The 25,994-nt window shown below is 62.5% G+C and carries 24 protein-coding genes; 2 read left to right on the forward strand and 22 right to left on the reverse strand.

All coding sequences use genetic code 11. The annotated features are described in order from the left end of the window. The 14 genes from I8J29_RS17620 to metH form a co-directional block, all read right to left on the reverse strand. Nucleotides 1-1,359, reverse strand: coding sequence for a HAMP domain-containing sensor histidine kinase (locus I8J29_RS17620; protein ID WP_208848841.1), 1,359 nt, complete (start codon nt 1,357-1,359; stop codon nt 1-3). After that, nucleotides 1,356-2,054, reverse strand: a complete 699-nt coding sequence (locus I8J29_RS17625) for a response regulator transcription factor (RefSeq protein ID WP_090636040.1) — start codon at nt 2,052-2,054, stop codon at nt 1,356-1,358. Before I8J29_RS17625 ends, I8J29_RS17620 begins: the two co-directional genes overlap by 4 nt. A 202-nt stretch (nt 2,055-2,256) precedes the next feature. Then, complete coding sequence (locus I8J29_RS17630; protein ID WP_208848842.1) at nt 2,257-3,870, reverse strand: serine/threonine protein kinase; 1,614 nt, start codon at nt 3,868-3,870, stop codon at nt 2,257-2,259. Nucleotides 3,871-3,989: 119 nt separating this feature from the next. Further along, nucleotides 3,990-5,006 (reverse strand): SAM-dependent methyltransferase, encoded by a 1,017-nt coding sequence (locus I8J29_RS17635; RefSeq protein ID WP_208848843.1) that lies wholly within the window; start codon nt 5,004-5,006, stop codon nt 3,990-3,992. Beyond that, nucleotides 5,003-5,785 (reverse strand): ABC transporter ATP-binding protein, encoded by a 783-nt coding sequence (locus I8J29_RS17640; protein WP_208848844.1) that lies wholly within the window; start codon nt 5,783-5,785, stop codon nt 5,003-5,005. The genes I8J29_RS17635 and I8J29_RS17640 overlap by 4 nt, the downstream gene beginning before the upstream one ends. A gap of 19 nt (nt 5,786-5,804) precedes the next feature. Next, entirely contained in the window at nt 5,805-6,113 is a 309-nt protein-coding gene (locus tag I8J29_RS17645; RefSeq protein WP_208848845.1) for a cyclic-phosphate processing receiver domain-containing protein, read from the reverse strand. Between the two features lie 5 nt (nt 6,114-6,118). Further along, nucleotides 6,119-6,952: a deoxyribonuclease IV gene (locus tag I8J29_RS17650; protein WP_208848846.1), complete on the reverse strand. Its 834-nt coding sequence runs from the start codon at nt 6,950-6,952 to the stop codon at nt 6,119-6,121. Between the two features lie 6 nt (nt 6,953-6,958). Next, nucleotides 6,959-7,801, reverse strand: coding sequence for an Fpg/Nei family DNA glycosylase (locus I8J29_RS17655; protein ID WP_208848847.1), 843 nt, complete (start codon nt 7,799-7,801; stop codon nt 6,959-6,961). A gap of 16 nt (nt 7,802-7,817) precedes the next feature. After that, nucleotides 7,818-8,645 (reverse strand): TIGR01457 family HAD-type hydrolase, encoded by an 828-nt coding sequence (locus tag I8J29_RS17660; RefSeq protein ID WP_208848848.1) that lies wholly within the window; start codon nt 8,643-8,645, stop codon nt 7,818-7,820. Between the two features lie 5 nt (nt 8,646-8,650). Next, nucleotides 8,651-10,129, reverse strand: coding sequence for a ribonuclease H-like domain-containing protein (locus tag I8J29_RS17665; protein WP_240546276.1), 1,479 nt, complete (start codon nt 10,127-10,129; stop codon nt 8,651-8,653). Nucleotides 10,130-10,224: 95 nt separating this feature from the next. Next, entirely contained in the window at nt 10,225-12,474 is a 2,250-nt protein-coding gene (locus tag I8J29_RS17670) for a DEAD/DEAH box helicase (RefSeq protein ID WP_208848849.1), read from the reverse strand. A gap of 238 nt (nt 12,475-12,712) precedes the next feature. Next, entirely contained in the window at nt 12,713-13,687 is a 975-nt protein-coding gene (locus I8J29_RS17675) for a metal-dependent hydrolase (RefSeq protein WP_208848850.1), read from the reverse strand. An 84-nt stretch (nt 13,688-13,771) separates the two neighbouring features. Continuing rightward, nucleotides 13,772-14,710 (reverse strand): ribonuclease Z, encoded by a 939-nt coding sequence (rnz, locus tag I8J29_RS17680; protein ID WP_208848851.1) that lies wholly within the window; start codon nt 14,708-14,710, stop codon nt 13,772-13,774. A gap of 97 nt (nt 14,711-14,807) precedes the next feature. Further along, nucleotides 14,808-18,245: a methionine synthase gene (gene metH, locus I8J29_RS17685; protein ID WP_208848852.1), complete on the reverse strand. Its 3,438-nt coding sequence runs from the start codon at nt 18,243-18,245 to the stop codon at nt 14,808-14,810. A 228-nt stretch (nt 18,246-18,473) separates the two neighbouring features. Here metH and I8J29_RS17690 point away from each other — a divergent pair, with 228 nt between their 5' ends. Further along, complete coding sequence (locus I8J29_RS17690; RefSeq protein WP_090636021.1) at nt 18,474-19,010, forward strand: 1,2-dihydroxy-3-keto-5-methylthiopentene dioxygenase; 537 nt, start codon at nt 18,474-18,476, stop codon at nt 19,008-19,010. Between the two features lie 262 nt (nt 19,011-19,272). Here the strand turns inward: I8J29_RS17690 and I8J29_RS17695 are convergent, their stop codons facing one another. From I8J29_RS17695 to I8J29_RS17715, 5 genes are all read right to left on the reverse strand, one after another. Further along, on the reverse strand, nt 19,273-20,058 hold the full coding sequence (locus I8J29_RS17695) for an HAD family hydrolase (RefSeq protein WP_208848853.1): 786 nt from the start codon (nt 20,056-20,058) through the stop codon (nt 19,273-19,275). Nucleotides 20,059-20,082: 24 nt separating this feature from the next. Continuing rightward, complete coding sequence (locus I8J29_RS17700; protein WP_208848854.1) at nt 20,083-20,604, reverse strand: hypothetical protein; 522 nt, start codon at nt 20,602-20,604, stop codon at nt 20,083-20,085. Between the two features lie 69 nt (nt 20,605-20,673). After that, on the reverse strand, nt 20,674-21,660 hold the full coding sequence (locus I8J29_RS17705) for an aldo/keto reductase (RefSeq protein ID WP_208848855.1): 987 nt from the start codon (nt 21,658-21,660) through the stop codon (nt 20,674-20,676). Nucleotides 21,661-21,687: 27 nt separating this feature from the next. Beyond that, complete coding sequence (locus I8J29_RS17710; protein ID WP_090636015.1) at nt 21,688-21,885, reverse strand: DUF896 domain-containing protein; 198 nt, start codon at nt 21,883-21,885, stop codon at nt 21,688-21,690. Nucleotides 21,886-22,055: 170 nt separating this feature from the next. Continuing rightward, nucleotides 22,056-22,457, reverse strand: coding sequence for a LysM peptidoglycan-binding domain-containing protein (locus I8J29_RS17715; RefSeq protein WP_208848856.1), 402 nt, complete (start codon nt 22,455-22,457; stop codon nt 22,056-22,058). A gap of 191 nt (nt 22,458-22,648) precedes the next feature. On the opposite strand from I8J29_RS17715, the gene lexA reads away from it, so the two are divergent. Next, complete coding sequence (gene lexA / locus I8J29_RS17720) at nt 22,649-23,269, forward strand: transcriptional repressor LexA (protein ID WP_090636011.1); 621 nt, start codon at nt 22,649-22,651, stop codon at nt 23,267-23,269. Between the two features lie 96 nt (nt 23,270-23,365). On the opposite strand, the gene I8J29_RS17725 is transcribed toward lexA, so the two are convergent. The 3 genes from I8J29_RS17725 to I8J29_RS17735 all read right to left on the reverse strand — a co-directional run bounded on the left by I8J29_RS17725 (nt 23,366) and on the right by I8J29_RS17735 (nt 25,950). Further along, nucleotides 23,366-23,947 (reverse strand): hypothetical protein, encoded by a 582-nt coding sequence (locus I8J29_RS17725; protein WP_208848857.1) that lies wholly within the window; start codon nt 23,945-23,947, stop codon nt 23,366-23,368. Nucleotides 23,948-24,156: 209 nt separating this feature from the next. Continuing rightward, nucleotides 24,157-25,485, reverse strand: coding sequence for a type I glutamate--ammonia ligase (gene glnA, locus I8J29_RS17730; RefSeq protein ID WP_208848858.1), 1,329 nt, complete (start codon nt 25,483-25,485; stop codon nt 24,157-24,159). 54 nt (nt 25,486-25,539) lie between these two features. Further along, nucleotides 25,540-25,950 (reverse strand): MerR family transcriptional regulator, encoded by a 411-nt coding sequence (locus tag I8J29_RS17735; RefSeq protein ID WP_090636006.1) that lies wholly within the window; start codon nt 25,948-25,950, stop codon nt 25,540-25,542. Between the last annotated feature and the right edge of the window lie 44 nt (nt 25,951-25,994).

Genomic DNA, 25,994 nt, shown 5'->3' on the forward strand with positions numbered 1-25,994 from the left:
TTATTTTTTTTGCGGAATCGCGATCGAGATCGTCGTTCCCTGGTCGGGCTTGCTGAACACGTCGATCTGGCCATCGTGGAGGTCGACGATCCGTTTGGCGATGGACAGGCCGAGGCCGACCCCTCCGGTCGACCGGCTTCTGGCGCCGTCTACCCGGTAAAACCGCTCGAACAAGTACGGCATCTCTTCCTCCGGAATGCCGATGCCTTTGTCCGAGACCGAGAACCGGACGACGTTCTTGTGCAGCGCGATATTGATGTCGATCGGTTCCTTGCTGTATTTGATGGCGTTATCGAGCAAAATGACCAGCAGCTGGCGGATTTTCTCCTTATCGGCGTTCATCCGGATATCCTGCTTGCCCGTCGTGTGGACGCGGATCATCCGCTGGAACGTCATATGCAGCATGTCCGCCGTCTCGTCGGCCAGCTGCACCAGATTGAACGTTTCCCGCTGGAGCCAATCCTCCTGCTCCGCCTGCGCGAGCTGCAGCATGGACTTCGTCAGATTCTGCAGCCGCGTCGATTCCTTGCTGATCGCTTCGATCGCTTCGTCGCGAATGCTCGCGTCGTCCCGGCCCCAGCGCTTCAGCATGCCGGCATAGCTGGTGATGACCGTGATCGGCGTCTTCAGCTCGTGCGACGCGTCGGCGACGAACTGCTTCTGGCGATCGAACGTCCGCTCGAGCCGATCGACCATCTGGTTGAACGCCCGGGCGAGCTGCAGCAGCTCCGCGGATTGGTCGCGCTCGGCGAGCTCGATTTTGCGCAGCTTGCCGCTCCGGTCGATTTCCCGCATCGTCTGCACCATGTGCTGAATCGGCGACGTGAGGCGGGACGTGAACCAATACGTCCCGAAGATGGCGAATAGAATCGCCCCGATGCTCGTGATCGTCAGCGCGATGACGAGTACTTTCAAGTAGCTGTCGAGCAGCGTCAGCTTGCGGTACAGCTCCAGCGTGCCGATGATCTCGTTGTTATGGAAGAGCGGCACCTTCATGTATAGCACGCGCCGCCCGTCGATGAAGAACATGCCCGTATCGTGCCGCGTGGTGAAATCGGGCTTGAGCGCGAGCAGCTCCGGGTCGGAGCCCTGCGTGTTGACCACTTTCCCGTTGACGTCCACGACGCGCATCAGCTCGCTGACGTTGTAGTAATCCCGGAGCAAATCGGCGTTCGACAGCTGGGTCGGGTCGTTAATCCGGGGATCCTCGAGCAGAATGTTCACTTTGTTCGTGAGCAGCTGGTCCTCGCTGCGGATCGTGATTTTGATCACGAACAAGTAGACGAAGATATTAAACAAGATCAAAATGAAAATAAGCCAAAATATGGTAAAAAACGTAAATCGGCGGCGAAGCGTCATGCATCCGGCTCCTTCAGCATGTATCCGACGCCGCGGACCGTATGAATCAGTTTATGGCGATAGCCTTTGTCGACCTTCTGCCGCAAATACCGGATGTAGACGTCCACTAGATTCGTTTCCCCGATAAAATCGTAGCCCCACACTTCGGATAAAATGTCCTCGCGGGATTTCTCTTCGTTCCGATGCTCCGCCAAATAGACAAGCAGCTCGAACTCGCGCGGCGTGAGCTCGATCGGCAGATCCTTGCGGAACACCTTGCGCGTGCGCAGCTCGATCGACAGATCCGCGGCCTTCAGCACGTCGGGGCTCTCCGGCTCCTTCGGCTGCTGCTGGAAGATCCGCAGCAGGTTGCGCACCCGCGCGAGCAGCTCCTCCATGGCGAATGGCTTCGTTATATAATCATTGGCGCCGTGCTCGAATCCGCTCACTTTATCCGGAATCGTATCGCGGGCCGTCAAGAGAATGATCGGAATCGGATTGCCCGCCTGCCGGATGCGCCGCAGCACCTCGATGCCGTTCAGCTCCGGCAGCATCACGTCCAGCAGCAGCATGTCCCATTCGCCGTTCGTCGTCTGCTCCAGTCCGCTTCTGCCGTCCGCCGCGCGGCCGACGATATAGCCCTCGTGTTCCAGCTCGAGTTGAAGAATCCGCGCGATGCCGTCCTCGTCTTCGATGACGAGAATGCGTTCGTTCATACGCCTTTGCACCTACTTTGCTCTAATCTGTATCCGGGTTCCCGGCGAACCCTTCCCATAATCATAATGAAGCATGTCCGCCATTGCAAGCGTCTTCGGCACGCCCGCGCCAAGTCAAAACCGCATATTAGGCAGCGTCCATTCTGCGCTTCCCCTGCAACCGCACGTCCCTCATTGTATCACATGAAGCGCCTCGCGGGGCTTATACCGACGCGGAAATCGCCTGCAGCACGGGCTGCAGCGACCGTTCCAGCAAGGGCTGCCACGTCCGGTGTGCGGTAGCCCATTTTCCCGACCAAATCTGATCCGCCCAGGCTTCAGCGGGGAGCAGCGGTAAGGAGCAGCCGGGTTTCGCCGGCATCGCCGCGAGCCAGTCGCCGCGGGCGCCGAACTTGCCGTCCTTGTTGGCGATCCAGTACGTGCTGCGGCCCGTCAGCTCCCGCTCGCCGCAGATCCGTTTCGCGGCGGCCAGCCGTTCGATCGTCCATTTGGCCGGGAACGGATCGGCCACGAACAGCAGCATATCGCACGACGCCAGCTGCTCCGCCATCTCCGGCGACAGCCACCGGCTGGACACGTCGGTCAGCACGATCGGCGCTTCGATCGCCTGCAGCATCAGCCGGTGCTTGAGCTGCAGCTCCGCGTCCTGCCCGGCTGCCGCGTGGGCCGCGGGCTCCAGGCGGTACCAGATCGTCCTCCCGGACGGCGAAGCCGTCGCCGCATACCTCCTGTCGGGGCTGTCAGCCAGCCGTCCCCCGGCCCGGCCCTTGCCTGCATCGGGCAGCAGGGCATGCCATTCCGGCTCCAGCGCGGGATGTTCCACGGCCGCCGCAGGCGGATACGGCGGGCGATCGAGCAAATGCCCGAGCGTGATCGCCGTGAACGTCGCGCCGGCCCCGGGCGACAAGGAAGCGACGACCACCGACAGCCGGCGCGAAGCCGCTTGCCTGCCATGCGCCGCAAGCGGCTGCCGATCCGCTGCGTCTGCTGCGCGTTTGTTCTGGCAAGCCGCGAGCGCCTGCCGGGCTTCTACCATGGACGGATAGCGCAGCGCGGGCACGGGATCGGTCATCCGGGCGATGACGGCGACCAAGGCTTGCGGCCCGCCAAGCAGACCGCCCATGATCGGCGCGTCTCCGCCCGCCGGACCGCGCCCCAGCTTGATCCCGCCGGCAAGCAAATAATAGAGCAGCGCGCCGAGGCCGTACACGTCCGTCCGCGCGTCGCTCTGGCGGTCGCCTTCCTGCTCCGGCGCCGCGAAGCCCGGCGTGCCCAGCGTGACCGTGTCCTTCGCCTGCCCCGGCTTGAATTCGCGGGCGATGCCGAAGTCGATCAGCCGCACGAACCCGCCGCGGTCCATCATCACGTTCGTCGGCTTCAAATCGCGGTGGATGATCGCGGGCCGCTGACCGTGCAGATAATGCAGGGCCTCGGCCAGCTGAAGGCCGATCTCGACGACGCTGGCCGCGGGCACGACGCCGCCCTGCCGTTCCGCATACGCCTGCAGCGTCATCCCGTCGATGTAATCCATGACCATCAGCTCGCAGCCGTCATGCTCCTCCGCCGGAAAATAGTCCACGATCAGCGGCAGATGCGGATGGTTCAGCCGCATGAGCAGCGCCGCTTCCTCCGCGCCGCGGAAGCCCGTTCCGGCGCCCGGCCGGTTCGCCTTCAGGGCGCGAATCTTGCCGTGGAGCCGCGTATCCTCCACCGTGTACACCTCGCCCATCCCGCCTTTGCCGATCAAACCGTGGATGCGGTAACGCCCGCCGATCAGCGTACCGCTCGCAAAAACTTCTTCCCGTTCCTTGTTCATCCTGAACCTGCCTCCGTTCAACGTCAAAAAAGCATCCCGAACGAACGGACCGACGGTCCGTGCGATCAGGATGCTTTCCTGCGGTTTCCTTATATTCGTAAAGCGATGTTATGAACGCGTCAGCGTTTCGCCATGTAGATCGTCATTTCGTCGCGATTGTGGAACAACTGCTTCGCCTTGCGCAGCTCGAACGCCGTCTCCAGCTTCGCGACCACGTCCCGGATCGTCTGCAGCGGCTTCTTGTGCATCAACTTGATCGTGATGACCGCCGCCGCGCCTTCCCGGAGCGCGTCGGTTTTCTCGAGCACCAGCTTGGCCATCTGCATCGGGCTCCAGCTCATGTCGCAGACGAGCAGATCGAAGGAGCCCGGCGCGAACGTCACGTCCGAGGCGTTCTTCTTGAGCGCCGTCAGCCGCGGATACCCGTCCAGCTTCGGATGAAGCTCCGCCGGGTCGATCGACGTGACGCGCAGCCCGCGCTCCAAGAGCAGCTGCGTCCACCCGCCCGGCGCGGCGCCGATATCGAGCGCGTCCCGGAACGTCTCGAAATGAAGGTTGAACGCGCGCTCGGCCTCCAGCAGCTTGAATTTCGCGCGCGAAATTTGCCCCTCCTCGCGCTGGAACCGGACGGCGCCCCCCGGCCAATCGGAGAGCTGTTCGGTCGGCGTTCCCCAGCCGACGTACAGCTCGTCCGTCCCGGCGAAGACGGACAGGATCTGCTCGGGCGCCTGCATCGTCGTCTCCCCGCCCAGTTCCATGATCACCGCTTCCAGCACCGTCTTCGTGTCGGCGGCGGAGTACGGATAGCGCGAGCCGTCGACTTTGCGCAGATGAATCGCGGTCGAGCCGGACGCGCAGCGCGCCCGGGCGTGCCGGACGAGCTCCGACAGCGCCTGCAGATCGTCCGCGTTGCCTTGAATCGGCAGGATGCGGTCGATCGCCTGGATATGCCGCAAAAAGATCGGCTCGTTCGTCCGGAGCAGGTCGACCATCGCTTCCCGGTTCAGCGGAACCTCCATCCGAAACGTCTCGCCGGCGATGAGCTGCGTAAATTTAAGGCCTTGAATCATTCTGCGAAGCTCTTCCATCGCCAGCGAGGCGAAGCCATGGTTCGCGGTTCCTATCCATTCCGTCACTGCGTCTTTCCTCCCGGTAATGCCCGAATCCACGGGCGGTCATTTGCCCAATTCACCTCGACCGGCCAGTCGTAGGCGGCCGAGAGCCATTCGGCGCTCAGTACGTCCTTCTTCGGTCCGGCCGCGACGATCTCCCCGTTCTGCACGAGCGCGACATGCGTGAACAGCGGGATGATTTCCTCCATATGATGCGTCACGTAGACGACCATCAGCTCGCGCCGGCTGAGCTGACCGAGGTCGATCAGCAGCTTCTCGCGCTCGTACAGGTCGAGGCCCGCGCACGGCTCGTCCATGATCAGGAGCTTCGGCTCCTGCATGAGCGCCCGGGCGAGCAGCACCTTTTTCCGCTCTCCCTGAGACAGCGAACCGAGCGACTGCTCGGCGGTATGCGCCAACCCTACCTGCTCCAGCAGGGACAGCGCTTTTTGCCGGACGGCTTCGTCGATCTCCTGATAGAAGCGCAGGAACGCGTATTCGCCGGTCGCGACGACTTCCCATACCGGGTCCCGCAGCGTCAGCTTCTCCATGATGGACTGGCTGATGTAGCCGATCTCCTTGCGTACCTCGCGCACGTCGCACTCGCCGTAACGGTTGCCGAGCACGTCGATCGTGCCGGACGTCGGAAACTCGTAGCCGTTCATCATCTCGAGCAGCGTCGTCTTGCCGCAGCCGTTGCGCCCGAGAATGACCCAATGCTCCCCTTTGTTCATCCGCAGATTGACGCCGTTCAGAATTTGCCGTTCCCCGCGGCGGAACGTAATATTTTGCAGCGTGATCATGCCGGTCCCCTCCCCCAAATTACGCTTGTTTCATCGGCCCGTGGTGGATGGCCACGTCCGGCGGCGCGTGCCGCGTCAGCAAATGGATCATCCCGATCCGGCCCGCGGCGCTCGACGTATGGAAATAACAGCTCCGCGGATAGCGCCCGCTGTCCACGATGTACCGCACCACGGCGAGGCCGTTCGGCTGGCCCCAGCCCAGCTCGTAATCGAGCGACAGCACGTCCACTTCCTCGTGCTCCAGCAGCAGGATGCATTCCGCCGCCGACTTCGCGAGCACGAACCCCTTCGGGCACGGCCGGTAATCGTCCAAATAGACGTTGATCATGCGACTCACGCGCCTCCCATGCGCCGGATTAGCGCCAATTGCTCCCGATGCGTGCCGTCCTGCCCCGAAGGCGTTTCCAAGACGAACGGCGTGCCCGCGAGCAGCGGATGCCGCAGCAGCCATGTCAAGCCCGGCTCCCCGATATGGCCCTCGCCGATGACCGCGTGGCGGTCCCGCTTCTCGCCGCTCGGATAGACGGAGTCGTTCAAGTGGACGGCCGCGAGATGCTCGATGACGCCGAGCGCTTGCGCCTTCCGCAGCCAATCGGCGTCCGGGCTTCCGTCCCACGTCCCGCTCGCGAACAAATGGCAGGTGTCGAGGCAAAACCCGATGTTCCGGTTGTCCGTGCACAACCCGCGGATCTGGGCGAGCTCCTCCATCGTCGTGCCCATGAAGGTATGATCGCCCGCCTGATTCTCGATCAGCAGCTTCGCCTTGCCGCGCCACTGCTGCGAGACGGCGCTCAGCGTCACGACCGCGTTGCGGTACCCTTCCAGCGGGTCCGGCCCTTTGTAGACGCCGAAATGCACGACGACGCCGAGCGAGCCGCACGCCTCTGCGATCTCGAGATCGTTCAGCAGCGAGAGCACGGTCTGCGCGCGATGATCGGCGTCCTCGGAGGCGACGTTGGTCGGGTACGGCGAATGCGCGATCGAGACGATGGCCCGTTCAGCGCAGAATTCGGCGCAGCGCAGCGCCTCCGCGCGGTCGAAGCTCTTGACCGCCAGGCTCCGCGGATTCTTCGGAAAATATTGATAGGCTTCCGCGCCGAACGCCGCCGCTCTTCTCGCGGCCTCGCGGTAGCCCCCTTTGGTCGATACGTGAAAACCGGCGCGCATCCGGGATTACCGTTCCTTCTGACAGGACGGGCAGAAGAACAGCTTGCGCGAATTGAGCTCCGTCTGCACGATCTCGCTTCCGCAGCGCGGGCACGCTTCGCCGCCCCGGTCGTAGACGCGGCAGTGATCATTATAGCCGCCCGTCACCGTATCGCCCTCCGTCAACGGCAGCTCCATGTACCCGCCCTTGGCGACCGCGTCGTTCAGCACCGCGTGCATGGCGCCGTAGAGGCGCTCCCAGCTTGCCGGCTCGATGTCGGCCAGCTTGGCGTCCGGGCGCACTTGCGCCTCGAACGCGATTTCGTCCGCGTAGCAATTGCCGATGCCGGCGATGACGTGCTGGTCGACGAAGGCCGTCTTGAACGAGCCCCGTTTCCCTTTGAACCGCGCCTTGAAGGCAGCCAGGCTCAACCGCGGATCGAACGGCTCCGGTCCCAAGTCCGCCAGGCGCGCGAGCGTCTCCTTCACGGTCAGGAGATGGAGATAGCCCAGCCTCAGGCCGATGAAGCACAAGTCCCCCGCGGGAAAACCGAGGGTCACCTGCACCGAGCGGTCCGGACGTTCGGGCGGCAGCCCTTCCGGCGTCAGCAGCGTATGCGATTCGTACCGGATCAGGCCGCCCAGCATCAGATGCAGCAGCAGCCGTTTGCCGTTGTCGAGGTGGAAGAGCAGCATTTTGCCCCGCCGCTCCACGAACCAGACGGTCCGGCCGAGGAGCTCGCGCTCGAACGTCTCGACCGGCACGTTGATGGATTTCGGCCGCGTCACGTCGACCTTCGTAATGGGCTGGCCGGCGATGCGTTCCGCCAGCAGCCTGCGATAATGTTCCATTTCCGGATATTCCGGCATGCCTACAACTTCCTTCCTATCGGCTCTCTCTCTGCCTTGTCAGCCGGCGCTGCAGCCACTCCCGCAAACGTCGCAAATCGTCGATGATCTCGTTCGCCTCGCAGTCGGCCGACGCGAGCAGCTCTTTATAATTGTCGGCCGTAGCCAGCCCGGTTAATACCAGGACGGACGAACATCCGACGGATTTTCCAGCGGCGATGTCGGTCGCCGGATTATCGCCGATGACCCAGGTTTCGTTCGGCTCCAAGCCCAACCGGTCCAGCGCGAAGCGCATCCCGATCGGAGACGGCTTGCCGATGACGACCGGCTCGACGCCCGAGGCCGCCCTCAGCATGGCGCCGATCGAACCGGCGCCCGGGACGAGCCCGTGATCCGAAGGCAGCAGCAGATCGGGATTGGTCAAAATATACGGCGCGCCGCCGCGAATATGCCGGACGGCGGCGGCGGCTTTCTCATATGTAAACGCCCGGTCGATCCCTTGGACGACCAGCTCCGGTTCGTCCTCGACCGGGCGCAAGCCCGCTTCCTCCAGCGCGGCGATCAAGCCGGCCTCGCCGATCGCGTGCACCCGCGCGCCGGGCTGCCGTTCCGCGATATAGGCGGCGGCGGCTTGCGCGGACGTGCAGACGTCCTCCGGCTCCGCCGGAATGCCCATCCCGTTCAGCCGCTCCGCGACGACGGCGGGCGTCGCGGACGAATTGTTCGTGACGAACAAATAGCGGACGGCCTCTTCCTTCAACGTCCGGACGAAGTCGTCCGCGCCGGGGATCATCCGGCCCCCGCGGTACAGCGTGCCGTCCAGGTCAATCAACAAACCGCGAAGGCGGCCGGCGCCCTGTCCCATGTCGTTCACCCCTTCGATCGTTTCAGGCGCAGGCGGTCGATCCGCTTGCGGATCAGGTCCAGCTCGCCCGGCCGCTTGCCGCGCGCGCGCAGGCCCGCGCGGCGTCCGGCCGCCAGCTCGAACGCCTGCTCCGCCAGCTGCAGCGCGCGCTCCAGTTCTTTCGTCTTATGCTCGTAATACATCGCAAGCTCGATATGCGCCTCGTAGTCCGGCAACACCGCGTCCCCGGACGTACGGACAGCCTTCTGCCACAATAACACAGCGCGTGACCAATTGCCACATTTCTTGTCGCGTTCCGCCAGCAGGCACAGACTCCGGTACGACGGCCGCGGATGCTCCGCGAACCGGGCGTACAGCGGCTCCGCCAGCTCCGCCTTGCCCATCCGTTCCAGCCATAAGCCGGTGCGGAGCAGCTCCTCGGCTTCCTCCGGCATCGCGACGCGCGTGCCGACCCCGCCGGCGAGAAAATGGCCGAAGCGGATCGCCAGCGAGGCGAGCGACAGCATGTCGGTCTCGTTATGCGCGAAGACGCCCCGAAGCGGCTCCGGATCCCCGTCCGCCAAATATTGAAAATAAATCGCCGGCGCCAGCGAGCCGGGCACGTCGTCCTCCCGGCTGATGCCGAGCCGATCCTCTTCGACGCGGCTCAGCTTGCACGACGCGAGCGTGTTGCGCCAGACGGAGCGGGACGGGTGGAGCAGATCGATGTGGACCGGCTCCCACTTGAACGCGCGGTGGCCGTGCAGGATGAAGCGGTTGTGCAGCACCGGCCAGTCGAACGTCCGGCCGTTGTACGTCACGAGATGCGTGAACGTCGGCAGCATGGCGCTCAAATAGCCGATCATCGCCCGTTCCTCCGCGGGATGGCGGATCAGCATTTGCTCGACGACGAACCGGTCGTCCTGCACGTACGCCAAGCCGACCATGAACGGAACGTTGCCCGCGCCGACGCCGAGCCCCGTCGTCTCCAGGTCGAGGAACAGCGCGTTCCGATACCCGGAATCGTCGCCGGCCCCGAACGCGGACATCGCCTCCTGGACGCCGTGCCATTCGTCCAGCCGGTGCGCCCCGTGCCGGTGCGAGAGCGGATAGCGGGTCTCGCGCACGAGGAATTCGCCTTCGGTCGAGCTGACGAGCCGAACGCCCATCCCGCTCCACGCCGGATGAAGTTCCTCCTCCGCTTGCGCGGCCGGGCCGCTTTCCCCGCTGACGGCGTCGCCGATGCTTCCGATGGCCGCCCCGGCATCGGCGGCTGCCGCGCCCGCGGCGCCCCCGATGCCTTCGCCGAACGTCATGGCTTCGCCTTCTTCCCTGCCTTCTTTCCTGCCTTCGGCGGCTTCAGGCCCGTGCGCCCCGGCCGCGAAGCCCGGCGCTTCCGCACGGACCGCGTCCGCCGGCGGCTGCTCCGCCATGCCCGCCAGCCGTTCCGCCTGCGCGGTCTGGGCGCTCTTCAGCCGCAGCAGCTTGTCGCGGAGCCCGCTCATGGCGCCATGTCCGCCTTGATGCGCAAGTTGACTAGCGATCGGCCGCGGACGGAAGGCCCCCGCCGTCCCGGACGATTGCGAAGGTTTTCGGTCATTTACAGCCCCTCCAATACCAATAGGCTCTTAGGCTTCGCGTCCATGCCTTCGATCTCCGACCCGATGCACGACGGGCAGCCGTCTTCGCACGGGCAGCGGCGGATGAGGTCGATCGCCGCCGCCTTCACCTCGTCGAACCGCTTGTAGACGCCGTCGGCGAGCCCGATGCCGCCGGGATAATGATCGTAGATGAATATCGTCGGCAGGCCGGTATGGTCCGCTTTGATTTGCGAAATGACGTGCACGTCGCTGCGGTCGCACATCGCGAGCACGGGCACGATGTGGTTCATGACGTTCGCGATGCCGAGCAGCAGCTGCTCCAGCGTCTTCGTGCCGAGACGCGAATCGACGTCCTTGAGCTCGATCCAGGTCGCGCTGGTGTGCAGCTCCTGCTCCGGGAGATGAATCGGTCCCCAGCCGATGTTCTCGTTGGTGGTCAAGCGGATTTTCTTGAACAGCGTCGGGAGCGCCGTGACGCTGACGTCGCCGTAATGAATGGCGCCGAGCGCGCGCTGCGCCGTCCGGTCGATCTCCAGCACCTTCGTCTGCACCGCCAGGTTGGCGTCCGTATAATACTCGACGTCCACTTCCCGCACGTACGCTTTGTTATGGTCCCAATCCAGCTTCTCGACCTGGTACTGCACCCCTTCGTGCAAATAAATCGCTTCGTCGTGCAGCAGCGTCATGGCGCTGAATTTGTCCATCTCCCCGATGATTTTGACGTCCGCGGTCACGGATTGGTCGACGATCACGACGTTCTCCTGGGAAGCGGAGCGCAGGCTGACGTTGCTCGCCGGAAACGCCAAATTCGCCCAATAATAGGTGTCGCCCTTATGGTGCAGCACCCGCTCCTCCGTCAAATATTCCATGATGTCCGTCACGTCCAGCGGCCCGAATTCCTCGGTGCCCTTGAACGGCAGCTCGTACGCGGCGCATTTCAGATGGTCCACCAGAATCATCAGATTCTCCGGGTTGATCCGGGCATACTCCGGCGTCCGCCCGAAGAAGTAATCCGGGTTCTGCACGATGTACTGGTCGATCGGCGTCGAGCCGGCGACCATCACGATGAGCGCCTCGCCGTGGCGGCGTCCGGCCCGGCCCGCCTGCTGCCACGTGCTCGCGACGCTGCCGGGGTAGCCGGTCATGACGCACACCTGCAGCTGCCCGATGTCGACGCCGAGCTCCAGGGCGTTCGTGCTGACGACGCCCAGAATCTCGCCGTCCCGCAAGCCGCGTTCGATCTCCCGGCGCTGCTGCGGCAGGTAGCCGCCGCGGTAGCCGCGGATCGACTTCGCGGACAGCTCGTTTTTGACCAGCTCCTGCAGATGGCTCAAGATGAGCTCGACGCGCACCCGGCTGCGGGCGAACACGATCGTCTGGATTTTGTTCCTCAGAAACTCGCGGGCGAGGTGATTGACTTCGACGGTCGCGCTTTTGCGGATGTTGAGCGGCTTGTTCACGATCGGCGGGTTGTAGAAGACGAAATGCTTCCGTCCGCCGGGCGCGCCGTTGTCGTCGATCAGCCGCATCGGATTGCCCGTGAGCTGTTCCGCGAGCTCCTTCGGGTTCGCGATCGTCGCCGACGTGCAGATGAAGACGGGATTGCTCCCGTAAAACGCGCAGATGCGCTTCAGCCTCCGGATGACGTTGGCGACGTGGCTGCCGAAGACGCCCCGGTAGGTATGCAGCTCGTCGATGACGACGAATTTCAAATTCTCGAACAGGCTGACCCATTTCGTATGGTGCGGCAGGATCGCGGAATGCAGCATGTCGGGATTCGTGATGACGATGTGGCCGGCTTTGCGCACGGCCTGCCGGATCGTCGGCGCCGTGTCGCCGTCGTAGGTATAGCTCTTGATGTCGATGCCCATCTCGGCGATGATTTCGTTCAGTTCGCTCTTCTGGTCCTGGGCCAGCGCCTTGGTCGGGAAAATATACAGCGCGCGGCTCGACGCGTCCGCGGCGATCGCCTGCAGCACCGGCAGGTTGTAGCACATCGTCTTCCCCGAAGCGGTCGGCGTGACCGCGACGATGTTCTCGCCCTTGTTCACGGCCTCGAAGGCGGAATGCTGGTGCGTGTACAGCGCCTCGATGCCGCGCCTCGCCAGCGCGTCGCGGATGCGTGCGTCGACGCGGTCCGGAACCGGCCGCAGCCGGGCCTCCCGAGGTTCGATTTCGTGCCAGTGGATGACGTTTTCATTATGGCGAAGCTGCTCGATCAGATCGGGCAGCGATTTTCGTTTGAACATGTGCGGCTCACCTCTTTATACGCTATATTTTAGCGAATATCTGTTCGCTTGGCCAGCAGGAAGTGGGCCGGGCGCGAATTCCGGGGCAAACGTCCGGAGACCTCGCTTGCCCGGGCGTCCGGTCGCGTCCTCGCTTCCCGACCAAACGCAAAAAAGCCCGCGGGAGCGGGCGCCGCATGCTGCCGGCCGCCTTGCCGCGGACTTTCCTATGTCTATCGCATGAATAAAGGAATGCGCGTTACACGAACGGCGGCTGCCACGATTTCTTGTTCCAACCGATCTGCTCGCTCAGCACGTTCAGGTTCCGGTCGAGCGTCACCGCCGCGCTGAACGGCATGCCGCGCTGATGCCAGAAGCGAACGTCGCTCCACGTCACGAGATACCCGTCGACGACTTCCTGCACCTTCACGTGGACGCGCTCGGAGAAGTGATGGAACGCCCGCACGCCGGCCGCGGCCATCGTTGCCTTCGCCGGTTCCTCGAGGCTCTCCGGCTTCGCCTTGGGCAGCTGCGCCGCCTCGTCCACCCGGCCGCCCTTGAAGTAGCCGGTCGCGTATTCGTCGCCCAGGTCGGCCACGTACTGCCAAGACGCGCCGAGCAGCGTCGGCAGCATCGTGACGTTCGCCTCGTCCATGCCGTAGTGCGCGGCCAGCTTGCGCAGGACGACGCGGTTGACGGCAAGGCGCCAGGCCAAATAAACGGCGGTCAGCGCATAGACGAGCATGAATACGAGCACGGCGTGCGGATAGCTGGACAGCCACAGCAGCGCCGCGGCCGCGTGCCCCGCGAACAGATACGGGTCGAACAGCGGCAGCGCGTCGAGATGCAGCCATTTGCGCGTGATCGGCCTTAAGCATTGCACGCCGTAGGCGTTGAACAAGTCCAAGACGATGTGGAAGCAAACGGCGAACAGCGTCCAGAGGACGACGGTCCAGCTCCACTCGCCGGCGCCGCACAGCCAGGCGATCGGAAAGCCGAGCAGCGGCGCCCACGCCAGCGGGGCCGGCAGCGAATGCGTCAGGCCGCGGTGATGCCGGATGTACGCGGACGGGCCGCGCAGCCGCATCACGGAATCGAAGTCGGGGGCATGGCTGCCCAGAAGCGTCGCCGCGAGCACGGCGTGCTGCAGCTCCGGATGGGCCGCCACGGCCGGATCCGCCATGGCCAAGCCGGCAAGCGTGACGCCGAACAACAGGTGACTACCGGTATCCATGCTTCATCATCCCTTCGTCTGCTGGTGTCGTTGGTCTTCGCCATCATCCTACCAGCGGACTGTCAAGGGAGCGTTCGCGGTTCTTTACGAATTTGTAAGCGGGGGCCGCGGGATGACGATGTCGGCCATCTCGACGGCCGGCTCGATGTCCGGGAAGATCGGCTTGACGCCGTTCGCCAGCTCCGCGACGGCTTCGTCGTCGTAGCGCGAGCTGAAATGCGTCACGACGAGCCGCTTGGCGCCGGCCGCGCGGGCGGTCTCGGCCGCCTGGCCGAACGTCGAATGGCCGTAGGCCGCCGCCTTTTCCTCCAGGCCGACGGCGAACGTCGCCTCGTGCACGAGCAGGTCGGCGCCGCGCGCGAGCCGCACCGCGTTGTCGCACGGGCGCGTGTCGCCGAGAATCGTCACGACGCGGCCGGGCTGCGGCTTGCCGACGACGTCGGCCGCGGCGACGGTCCTCCCGCATTCCAGCGTGACGTCCTCGCCCCGCTTCAGCTTGCCGTACAGCGGCCCCGCCGGCACGCCGAGCTCGGCCAGCCGCTTCAGGTTGAGCGGCCCGTGCTGCGGGCGCTCCGTGATCCGATAGCCGAAGCACGGCAGCCGATGCTGCAGCTCCGCCGCTTCGACGATATGACGCTCGTCCTCCAGCACGATGCCTTCGGCGATTTCGACGACGTTCAGCTCGTAGCCGAGATGCACGCCCGTCAGCTCGAAGACGGTATCCAGGTAACGCTTCAGCCCCGGCGGACCGAAGATATCCAGCTTCGCGGCCCCTTCGAAATAACTTCGGCTGCTCAGCAGGCCGGGCAGGCCGTACAGATGGTCGCCGTGAAGATGCGTCATGAAAATGCGTTCCAATTTATTCAGCTTGAACCGGCTGCCGAGCATCCGGTGCTGCGTGCCCTCGCCCGCGTCGAACAGCCAAAAGCCGCACTGCGGCTCGGGGAGCGACAGCGCGATCGACGTCACGTTGCGCGTTCTTGTCGGCCTGCCGGCGCTAGTGCCTAGAAACGTTAGCTGCAAGCGGTTCCCTCCATTTCGTCTGCAATCCCGATCCTTATAACAATACCCTCCGAAGGGCAAGGTTCATACCTTGCTCCGGAGGGTAGGCCGATGTCGGCTATGCTTTCTCGACGTTGAAATACTGCGCTTCCGGATGCGCGAACACCATGGCGGAGACCGACGCTTCCGGCTCCATCATGAAGCCTTCCGTCAGTTGGACCCCGATGTCCTCCGGATGCAAGAGCTCGAACAGCGGTCCCTGGTCTTCCAGATTCGGACACGCCGGATACCCGAACGAGACCCGGATGCCTTGGTACCGCGCCCCGTGGCGCTGCTTCATGGTCATCTCCGGCGGATCCGGGAAGCCCCACGTATCGCGCATCATATGGTGCACGCGTTCGGCGAGCGCCTCCGCGACCTCGAGCGCTACCGCCTGCAGGGCGTGGGAGCGCAGGTAGTCGCCGTTGTCCTTCAGCTCGCTTGCCTTCTCCCTCACGCCTTCGCCCGCCGTCACGACGAGGAAGCCGACGTAATCCATGACGCCGCTCTCCACGGATTTCAAGAAATCCGCGAGGCACAAGTACGGCTCCACGTGCTGCCGCGGGAACGTGAACCGCTTGATCTCGACGCCCGGCTGACGCGGGTCGTAGATGATGATGTCGTTGCCCGACGACTGCGCGGGGAAGAACCGGTACATGCCGTGCGCCTGCAGCTGGCCCTTCGCCGCTTCGTCCAGCAGGCCGTCCACCGTCGCTTTCAGGCTGACCGCCTTCTCGTTGCCTTCCTTCAGAAGCGCGTCGACGCTGCCCTTCAGCCCCAAGTGATGGCCGAGCAGCATCTGCATGTTGACGTACGGGACGATGTGCGGAATCGGCACGTTCCGCAGGACGTGGCGGTCCGTATCCGGCGGGATGTACACCGGCGCGTCCGGCGAGATGTTGGAGCGGACGGCGCGGGTCAGCTCCGGCATCGGCTTCTTCTCCGCCTCGTCCAACGCGCCGGACGCCTTGAACGCCGCCATTTCTTCCTCGTACGCGAGGCGATGCGCCGGATCCATCAGCTTATTGGCGATGTCGAGGCCGTCCATCGCGTCCTTCGCGTACAGGACGAGACCGTCGTATTCCGGGCCGATCCGCGTCTTCGTGAACTTCCGCGTCAGCGCGGCGCCGCCGACCAGGATCGGCGCGTCGATGCCGGCGTTGCGCAAATCCTGCGCCGTCACGACCATCTGCTGCGCCGATTTGACGAGCAGGCCGGAGAGGCCGATCGCGTCGACCGGCTCGCTGCGGTACGCTTCAATGAGCTGCTCGGGCGGTACTTTGATGCCGAGATTGATGATCTTGTACCCGTTGTTCGAGAGGATGATCTCGACCAGATTCTTGCCGATATCGTGCACGTCGCCCTTGACGGTCGCGAGCATGATCTTGCCTTTGACCGCGGACTCCGCCTTCTCCATATGCGGCTCGAGGTACGTGACGGACGCCTTCATGACCTCGGCGCTCTGGAGCACCTCCGCGACGATCAGCTCGTTGTTGTTGAACAGACGGCCGACCTCTTCCATCCCCTTCATGAGCGGACCGTTGATGATGTCGAGCGGCGGGTACTTGCCGAGCGCTTCGTCGAGATCCGGATAAAGCCCTTCCTTCGTGCCTTCCACGATGTACGCGCCGAGCCGTTCCTCCAGCGTCAGCGTGGACACCTTTTCTTTCTTCTCGACCTTCTTCTCCCGGAACGCGGCGACGAACGCGGCGAGCGTCTCGTCGTTCGTGTTGTAGATGAGGTCCTCCGCCAAGCGCCGCTCCTCTTCCGGAATGGACGCGTACCGTTCCAGCTTCTCCGTGTTCACGATCGCGTAGTCGAGGCCGGCCTTCGTCGTATGGTAGAGGTAGACCGAGTTCAGCACTTCGCGGCCGGCGTCGGGCAAGCCGAACGATATGTTGCTGAGGCCGAGAATCGTCTTCGCGCGCGGGTACTTCGCCTTGATCATCTTGATCCCTTCGATCGTCTCCACGGCGGAGCCGATGTACTGCGGATCGCCCGAGCCGACCGGGAACATGTTCGGGTCGAAAATGATGTCCTCCGGCTGCATGCCGTACTTCTCCGTCAACAGCTCGTACGCGCGCGTCGCCACTTCCATCTTCGCTTCGCGCGAGACCGCCTGGCCGCGCTCGTCGATCAAGATGCAGACGACCGCCGCTCCGTAACGGTGGATGAGCGGCAGGATCTTCTCGAACTTCGACTCGCCGTCCTCCAGGTTGATGGAGTTGATGATCGCTTTGCCTTGCGAATATTTGAGCCCGAGCTCGATGATGTGATCGTACGTCGAATCGAGCATGAGCGGGACCTTGATTTTTTTGACGACCTCCGGCAAGAACCGCTTGACGGCATAGGACTCGTCGATGTCCGTGTCCTGCAGGTTGATATCGATGACGTGCGCGCCGCCCTTGACCTGCGCCCGGGCGATTTCCGACGCCTCGTCGAATTTCTCTTCTTTAATGAGGCGTTTGAATTTGCGCGAGCCGGAAATGTTCGTCCGTTCCCCGATCATGATCGGGCGGTTGTCTTCCTCGATGAACACCGTCTCGATTCCGGAGACGGCCGGCGGATGGTCGCCGTACTCCTTGCGCGGCGCGTAGTTCGCGAGCGTCTCGGCCAGCGCCTTGATATGCGCCGGGGTCGTGCCGCAGCAGCCGCCGGCGATGTTCAGCCAGCCGTTCTCGGCGAAATCGGCGATCTTCTTCGCGAGCGAAGCCGGCGACTCGTGATAGTTGCCGTTCTCGTCCGGCAAGCCCGCGTTCGGGTAGCAGCTGACCGCGGTGCGCGCGATGCCCGCGAGCGAGCGGATATGGTCGCGCATGAATTCCGGGCCGGTGGCGCAGTTGAGCCCGATCGAGACCGGGTTCATGTGCTCGAGCGAGATGTAGAACGACTCGATGTTCTGCCCGGCGAGCGTCGTGCCCATCGGCTCGATTGTGCCCGAGATCATGAGCGGCAGCGTCTTGCCGGCCGCTTCGTAGGCGCGCTGGATGCCGATCGTGCCGGCTTTGACGTTGAGCGTATCCTGCGACGTCTCCAGCAGCATTGCGTCCACGCCGCCCTCGATGAGCGCGATCGCCTGCTCGTAGTAGCTGTCGACGAGCTCGTCGAACGTCACGCCGCCCGTGACGGAGAGCGTCTTCGTCGTCGGCCCGAGCGCGCCGGCCACGAACCGCGGCTTGTCCGGCGTGGAATACTTATCCGCCGCGTCGCGCGCCAGCTTCGCCGCCGCCAGATTGATTTCCCTCGCCTTCTCCGGAATGTCGTATTCCGCGAGCACGACGCTCGTCGCGCCGAACGTGTTCGTCTCGAGAATATCCGCGCCCGCGGCCAAATATTCCTCGTGAATGTCGCGGATGACGTCCGGACGGGTCAGCACGAGCATCTCGTTGCAGCCCTCCAGCTCGTCGCCGCCGAAGTCGGCTGGACCGAGGTCCCGCTGCTGAATCATCGTCCCCATGGCGCCGTCCAAGATGAGAATGCGCTTCCCTAGCTCTTCTTTGATTGTCGGTTTCGTCATTGGTGCCCTTCCCTTCCGAAGCTGCCGCTCGCCGCCGAACCATGGTTCAACTTGGTCAAGGTCCAGCTCAAAAATCATTTCCCTATACTCTACCAGAATTCGCACCCGGTGAAAAGGCATGTTCACCCGTATTCGAAAGCTTCCGCGCTCCGGTCGACAGGTCCCGGAATATGCTCTATACTTATTCGTATCGGAATAACGATCTTATTGAAGGAAGCAGGGATACGCATGGCAGAAATCCGTATTCGCAGCACGAACGAACGCATTACCGGCGAAGCGAACGTCCGGGCGTTTTTGGACAAACAGGAAGTGTTGTACGAGCATTGGGACGCTTCCAAGCTCCCGGCCGAGCTGCAGGACAAATTCGTCCTGAGCGACGAAGAGAAAGCGACGATTCTGTCGACGTTCGACGGCGAGATCCGCGACCTTGCCGCGCGCCGCGGGTATCAGATCTGGGACGTCATCTCCCTGTCCGACGCCACTCCGAACATTGAAGAGCTGCTGAAGAAGTTCGAGCAGATTCATACGCACACCGAAGACGAGATCCGCGGCATCGTGTCCGGACGCGGCATCTTCATCATTAAGGGCGACGAGGAGACGGGCTACTTCGACGTCGAACTCGAAGCCGGCGACGTCATCTCCGTGCCGGAGAACAAGAATCACTTCTTCACGCTGATGGACAACCGCCAAATCATCGCCGTCCGCCTGTTCATCGAGAAAGACGGCTGGATCGCGCACAACGTCGAAGACTCGGCGTTCGCGTAAGCGCCAAGGATCCCGAGCACAAGCGCTAGGACAAAACAGCAATGCAAAAGAGACCTGTCCGCAGATAGGTCTCTTTTGCATTGGGCTGCTCTATCGGTTGCATTCCGCCGGTTGCATTCCGTCGGTTGCATTCCGTCGGTTGCATTCCGTCGGTTGCATTCCGTTGGTTGCTTTCCGTTGGTTGCTTTCCGCTGGTTGCTTACTGTCGGTCTCTTCCTGTTGCAACAAGCGTCCGGCAATGTCCGGCAGATAGCCGGAACCGCTAGGCCAGCAGCGGCAGCAGCTCCGCAAGATGCTTGATTTCGTGCGTAGGAATGATATCGTCCGTACGCATCGCGCCGTGGCGGTTGACCCATACCGAGGTCATGCCGATCGTGTTCGCGCCGAGAATGTCGGTCGTCAGCTTGTCGCCGACCATGATGCCGTGCTCCGGCTCGATGCCGAGGCGCTCCAGCGCATGGCGGAAAATGTCCGCGGACGGCTTGCCCTTGCCGAATTCGCCCGAAATGACGATATGGTCGAAGTATGGAACGATGTCGGGCACGCCGGCGAGCTTCTCGCGCTGCAGGTCCGGAGAACCGTTCGTCAGCAGCAGCAGCTTGTACTTCCCTTTCAGCTCGTTCAGCACGGCGAACGTCTCGTCGTACACGTACGGCCGCTTGCGCCGCTCCGCCGGGAATTGCTCCGCCAGCTCCGCGCCGAGCGCTTCGTCGTTCACGCCGAGCGCCTTCAGTCCGCGGGTCCACGCGTCCTTGCGGTAGCCGGGCGCAAGCGCCTGAAGCTTGCGAAACTCTTCCTGCTCGCCTTCCAGGAAATTCGCCCACAACCCTTCGAACGGGTTGATGCCGATCATTTTCGTAAACGGAAACGTCTCATACGATTCATAGAGCGCGCGCGCCTCGCGGCGAACGGCCTCCTCCAATGCTTTGGCGTCGACGCCCGTAAGGGCCGCCGCCGCCTCGCAGGTCGCGTCGAACGCTTCCTGCACGCTGCGGTCGTCCCATAGGAGCGTATCGTCCAAATCGAACAAAACTGCTTGTTTGGCCATGGTTCCAGTCGCACTCCACTCTCGTTATTTTTCGGTAAACGGAATTCCGTTCTGTTCCGCGAAGGCTTTCAGGCGCGCCGCCATTTGCTCCGTCGGATAGCGGTTCATGACGCGGGAGAACACCCAATTGCCGCCCTTGTGCTGCTCGATGACGACATAGCCCTTCTGCGCGTTGATTCCCTTGATGTTGCTGACGTAAATGTTGCGGTCCCCCGCGAACCGGCGGGAGCGGACGAAGTCGCGGCCGATCGCCAAGTAAGGCCGGCGCAGGACGAACAAGCCCGCGAGCAGCACGTAACACGCGATCGTCACCCAAAACATCGTATCGCCCTGCTTGAACGCGTCGGACGTGACCGTCACGATCACGTAGAACAGAATGAAGAGCAGCAGGAACGCCGGCATTAAATAGCTGCGCCCCTTGAAGGTCTCCACCCCGGCCGCGCCGCCGGACTTGGCGGACATTAGCGGGGCTTCTCCGCGCTTTTTGCGCTGTTTGTTGATGAGTTCCTGGTTTTTTTGCACTTTACGCTGCCACGATCTGGACACGAATGAACCCCCTCGAAATGTTGCAAACCTTTCTCTCGTTCGCTTGCCTCTTCATATGTAAGCGCGCGATCAGAACGGACGGGCGAATTTGGCGATGAACCGGTTCGGATACTCGCTCGGAAGCGCGCTCGCTTCGTCGAGGGCGTTCCAAATCCCGTCCGGCATCGTCCACCCGGCCGCGCCCATGTTCTCTTCGTACTGCGCGAGCGTGCTCGCCCCGAAGATCGGCGAGGTGATGCCTTCGCGACGCAGCAGCCAGGCCAGCGCGACCTGAGCCGGCGTCTTATCCAATTCCTTCGCGGCGGACCGCACCGCTTCGAGCACGGCGAAGTTTTTGTCGGACGCACGCAGCGCCCAGGAGCTCTCGCCCTGCTTGGCCGTCAGGCGTCCGCTGACCGGCTCCTCGCGGGTGTAGCGGCCCGTCAGGAACCCGCCGCCGAGCGGCGCCCACGGAATGACGCCGACGTTCTCCTCCAGGCAGAGGGACATCATCTCGCGGTCCATCTCGCGGCTCACGAGGCTGTACTGCGGCTGAATCGACACGAACCGGGCGTAACGCTCGCGGTCGCTGACGGCCAGCGATTTCATCAGCTGCCACGCGAAGAAATTCGAGCAGCCGATGTAGCGGACTTTCCCCGCCGTGATCAGGTCGTCGAGCGCGCGGAGGGTCTCTTCGATCGGCGTCGCGTGATCCCAGACATGCACTTGGTAGAGGTCGATGTAATCGGTATCCAACCGCTTCAGGCTCGCTTCCGCCGCGTCCATGATATGCTTGCGCGAGACGCCGCCGCTGTTCGGATGCGCGCCGGTCATGAACCTGACCTTCGTCGCCAGCACCGTTTCCGAGCGCCGGCCCTTGATCGCTTTGCCGACGATCTCCTCCGACTTGCCCTGCACGTATACGTTGGCGGTATCCAGAAAATTGCCGCCCCGACCCAGGAAATCATGGACCATCGCGATGGAATCCGCTTCGCTCGTCGTGTTGCCGAACGTCATTGTGCCCAGACAGAGTTCCGACACCGCAAGACCGCTGCGGCCCAAAAGCCGATATCGCATTCGGTTTCCCCTCCTCGAATGAATCGTTTAATGCTTGATGGAACCGTCGCCGTTTTCTTCGTCTTCCGCCCACTTGATCGTGTCCAGCTGGTTGCGGAAATTGCGTTTGAAGTTGTCCAGGTAGATGCGGCGCAGCTCGTCGCGTTCCGCAAGCTCCTCCGCCGTCAGTCCCACCGTTTTATTTTTCCGGGAAAGCTCGTTGATGCGAGCGATGATTTTCTCCATGTATGTCTACTCCTCTCGTCCTTCGGCCAATATCCCATCCTTTACTTTGACATTTTCTAACGGCCATTGTCAAGGCAAGGCGGCCTTGCGCGCAGAGCCGGACAAGCTTCGGACAAGAGAAAAGACCGAACGCATGCGTTCGGTCTTCGTCGTCTGGTCTAGGCTAGGCGTTACTCCCGGTCGTCCGCAGGCACGATAAGCGTCTGGCCCGCCCGCAAGGAAGAGGAGCTTAAGTTGTTCCGCTTCTGCAGATCGTAGACCGTCCGGCGAATATCTTCGCCTTCCTTGCGCACGCTGCTCGCGATGTCCCACAGCGTATCTCCGGCTCCGACGACGATGGTTTGTTCGCCCGCGGCAGGTACGGCGGGGAGGTCGCTGTCCGCGTGTCCCTTCACGATCGTGAGTCCGACGAACAACAGGACGAAAAACAGCGAGGCGGCGGCAAGACGAAGCAGCAGCCGTTCGATAGCGCGATCCTTACGGGACGCGTTCGCTTTGCGAACGGCGGGTTTCTTATTGGAATTAACAGTCGAGTCGGTATAAGCAGTCGAGTATGTCGAGATTGTTTGCATGATCATCAGCACCCCAAACGTTTGTTCTGTTCTTATGCACTCAGCTTAACACGAACATCCGTTTGGCGTCAATCGTTTTTAGAACATTTGTTCGCAACCCGATGCGAACTTGTGTTTCTCGAACTTATGTTTGTACGAACTCCGGTTCTGTGCTATAATTTTACACAAATGAACCTTATGGAGTGATTCCGGTGTCGAAACTTTCAACCCGCCAGCAGGCGATCCTAGAATTCATCAAGACGGAAGTCCGGGAGAAAGGCTATCCCCCTTCCGTCCGCGAGATCGGCGAAGCGGTCGGACTTGCTTCCAGTTCGACCGTTCACGGCCACTTGGACCGGCTGGAGAAGAAAGGCCTGATCCGGCGCGACCCTACGAAGCCGCGCGCGATCGAGATTCTGGACGGCGAGGGCAACGAGATTCCGTTCCCGCTCGCGATCGCCAAAGTGCCGGTCGTCGGTAAAGTCACCGCCGGCGTGCCGATCACCGCGACGGAGAACATCGAGGATTACTTCCCGCTGCCGGCCGACAAAGTCGGCGACGATACCGTATTCATTCTGAACGTTATCGGCGAGAGCATGATCGAGGCGGGCATTCACGACGGCGATTACGTCATCGTCCGCCAACAGCAGAACGCGAACAACGGCGACATCGTCGTCGCCATGACGGAAGAAGACGAAGCGACGGTCAAAACCTTCTACAAAGAAAAGGATCACATTCGCCTGCAGCCGGAGAACGCCACGATGGAACCGATTCGGCTCCGCAACGTCAGCATCCTCGGCAAGGTCATCGGACTCTTCCGCGACATCCATTAATTCGTACGAGCAAGGGGCAGCCCCCGCTTTCACAAGCGCCGGTGGCTGCCCCTTTTTATGCGTTGCTTCTGCCTCGGGATTCGCGGCGGATGTCATCTAACCTCCGATTTCCCGGAACAATAGGTTGCGATACGTGAATTTGCTGCTGCGGTACTTGAAGTTCAGCTGAACGCCGGAGAAGCGGATCCGCACCGACTTCAGCGCCGCGGTCGTCACCTTCCGTCGAACAAGGCAGCGAACCGTCGCCGGCCGATTGCCGTTGATCGCCGCCGCGACGGCGGACGCATAAGCTCTCGAGCGGGCAAGCGCCCGGTAGAACGGCAGCACGGCCCGCGCGATCGCTTGGTGGATCGGCGTCGAGAACGTGAATTGCGTCGAACCCGGCGGGATCGTCGTGCCGTTCGTATACTGGACGATCGGATCCGGGAACCCGAAATCGACGAAATACCCGATCGCGTTCGTCGAGAACCCGTCCCGTTTCGTGAACGTCGTCACCGACTTAAACATCCGAAGCAGCGTGTCTAGATCGCCCTGCCGCACCGCCTTCGACCATCGCAGCGCGAAGAGGCGGTTCGTCGCGATTTTCGTATAGAAGGGAACCATGATGGCAGCCACGCGGGAGAGCGTCGAGCCGCTCAGCTTAAACGCGCCGCCGTTCGTCTTCGTATTCCCGGCCATCGGTGCCACCCCCTTTCGTCGTACTCGGATAGGGCATACTATGCGGCCGTGAACGTACAAGTGCGGATCGGCCGTGTTCGGACCTCCCGGCTGCCGAGCCGTCTTCCCCCGATCGCCTTATGCTTTTTCCCGTCTCCCTCATGCCCCGAACGACAAAAACCCCTCGGCGCCTTAAGCGCCAAGGGGTTCGCGGCTGCTTCGCGAGAAGCTTAGTACAGCGACAGGTACTGGTCTCTTTCCCACTCGTGGACTTGCGTACGGTACATGTCCCACTCGATTTCTTTCAGCTCGTAGAAGTGCGCCAGCGCGTGGTCGCCCAGCGCGTCGATGATGACTTCGCTGCGGAGCAGCTCCGTCAACGCTTCCTTCAGGTCGTCCGGCAAGCTCGGAATGCCTTCGTCGATCCGCTCTTCGTCGGTCATGACGTAGATGTTGCGGTCCGTCGGCGCGGGCAGCGGCAGCTTGTTGCGGATGCCGTCGAGTCCGGCCTTCAGCATGACGGCGAGCGCGAGATACGGGTTGGCCGCCGGGTCCGGGTTGCGTACTTCGATGCGCGTACTGATGCCGCGGGAAGCAGGGATGCGGATCATCGGACTGCGGTTACTCGCGGACCAGGCCACGTAGCACGGGGCTTCGTAGCCCGGCACGAGACGCTTGTACGAGTTGACCGTCGGGTTCGTGATCGCAGCGAACGCGCGGGCGTGGCGCAGTACGCCGGCCATGTAATAGCGCGCCGTCTGGCTCAGGCCGAGCTTATCGCTCTCTTCGTAGAACGCGTTCTCGTTGCCGCGGAACAGCGACTGGTGACAGTGCATGCCGGAGCCGTTGACGCCGAACAGCGGTTTCGGCATGAACGACGCGTGCAGGCCGTGCTGGCGGGCGATCGTCTTGACGACGAGCTTGAACGTTTGGATTTGGTCGGCCGCTTTGATCGCGTCCGCGTATTTGAAATCGATCTCGTGCTGGCCCGGCGCCACTTCGTGGTGGGACGCTTCGATTTCGAAGCCCATCTCTTCGAGCGTCAGCACGATCTCGCGTCGGCAGTTCTCGCCGAGGTCCATCGGCGCCAAGTCGAAGTAGCCGCCTTGGTCGTTCAATTCGGTCGTCGGATTGCCGTTCGCGTCCGTCTTGAACAGGAAGAATTCCGGTTCCGGACCGACGTTCATGGACGTGAAGCCGAGCTCCTCCGCCTCTTTCAGCACGCGCTTCAAAATGCCGCGCGGATCGCCGGCGAACGGCGTGCCGTCAGGCATGTATACGTCGCAGATCAGACGGGCGATGCGGTCCTCGGCTACCCACGGGAAGACCACCCACGTGTCCAGGTCCGGGTACAGGTACATGTCGGATTCCTCGATGCGCACATAGCCCTCGATGGACGAGCCGTCGAACATCATTTTGTTGTCCAAAGCCTTTTCCAGCTGGCTCACCGGAATTTCGACGTTCTTGATCGTGCCGAGCAAGTCGGTGAACTGAAGGCGGATAAAACGGACGTTTTGTTCCTGGGCGATGCGTCGGATGTCATCTTTCGTGTAGCTCACGGGATCAGCTCCTCTGTCATAGTGGTGTTGCGAATCTTGCGGCGTCGTACGGCGTTACTTTTTGTTGTAAAAACGGGACAGCTGGCCTTGGATCAAAGACGCCTTGCCGGGTCTCTTCTCCAGCAGCTGCTGCTTCAGCATGCGGTGAAGCTGCGCGTCGGACAGCTCGCGCCGTTTCACTTCCGACAGCTCGCTGACGACCGTGGCGTCCTCCGATTCCTTGGAGACCGGATTCATGACTTGCTTGATGCCGGCGATATTGACGCCTTTTTCGATCAGCGATTTGATTTCCAGCAGCCGTTCAACGTCATTGAACGAGAACAGACGCTGATTGCCGGAGGTACGAGCGGGTACGATCAGCTCGTGCTGCTCGTAGTACCGGATCTGCCTGGCGGTCAAGTCGGTCAGCTTCATCACGATGCCGATCGGAAAGAGCGCCATATTCCTGCGAATTTCGTCACCCATGTCGCATCAACCTTCCAGTATCTGATATATGCTCTCATTGTACC

The organism is Paenibacillus artemisiicola, assembly GCF_017652985.1.
In the GTDB taxonomy this organism is placed as follows: domain Bacteria; phylum Bacillota; class Bacilli; order Paenibacillales; family Paenibacillaceae; genus Paenibacillus_Z; species Paenibacillus_Z artemisiicola.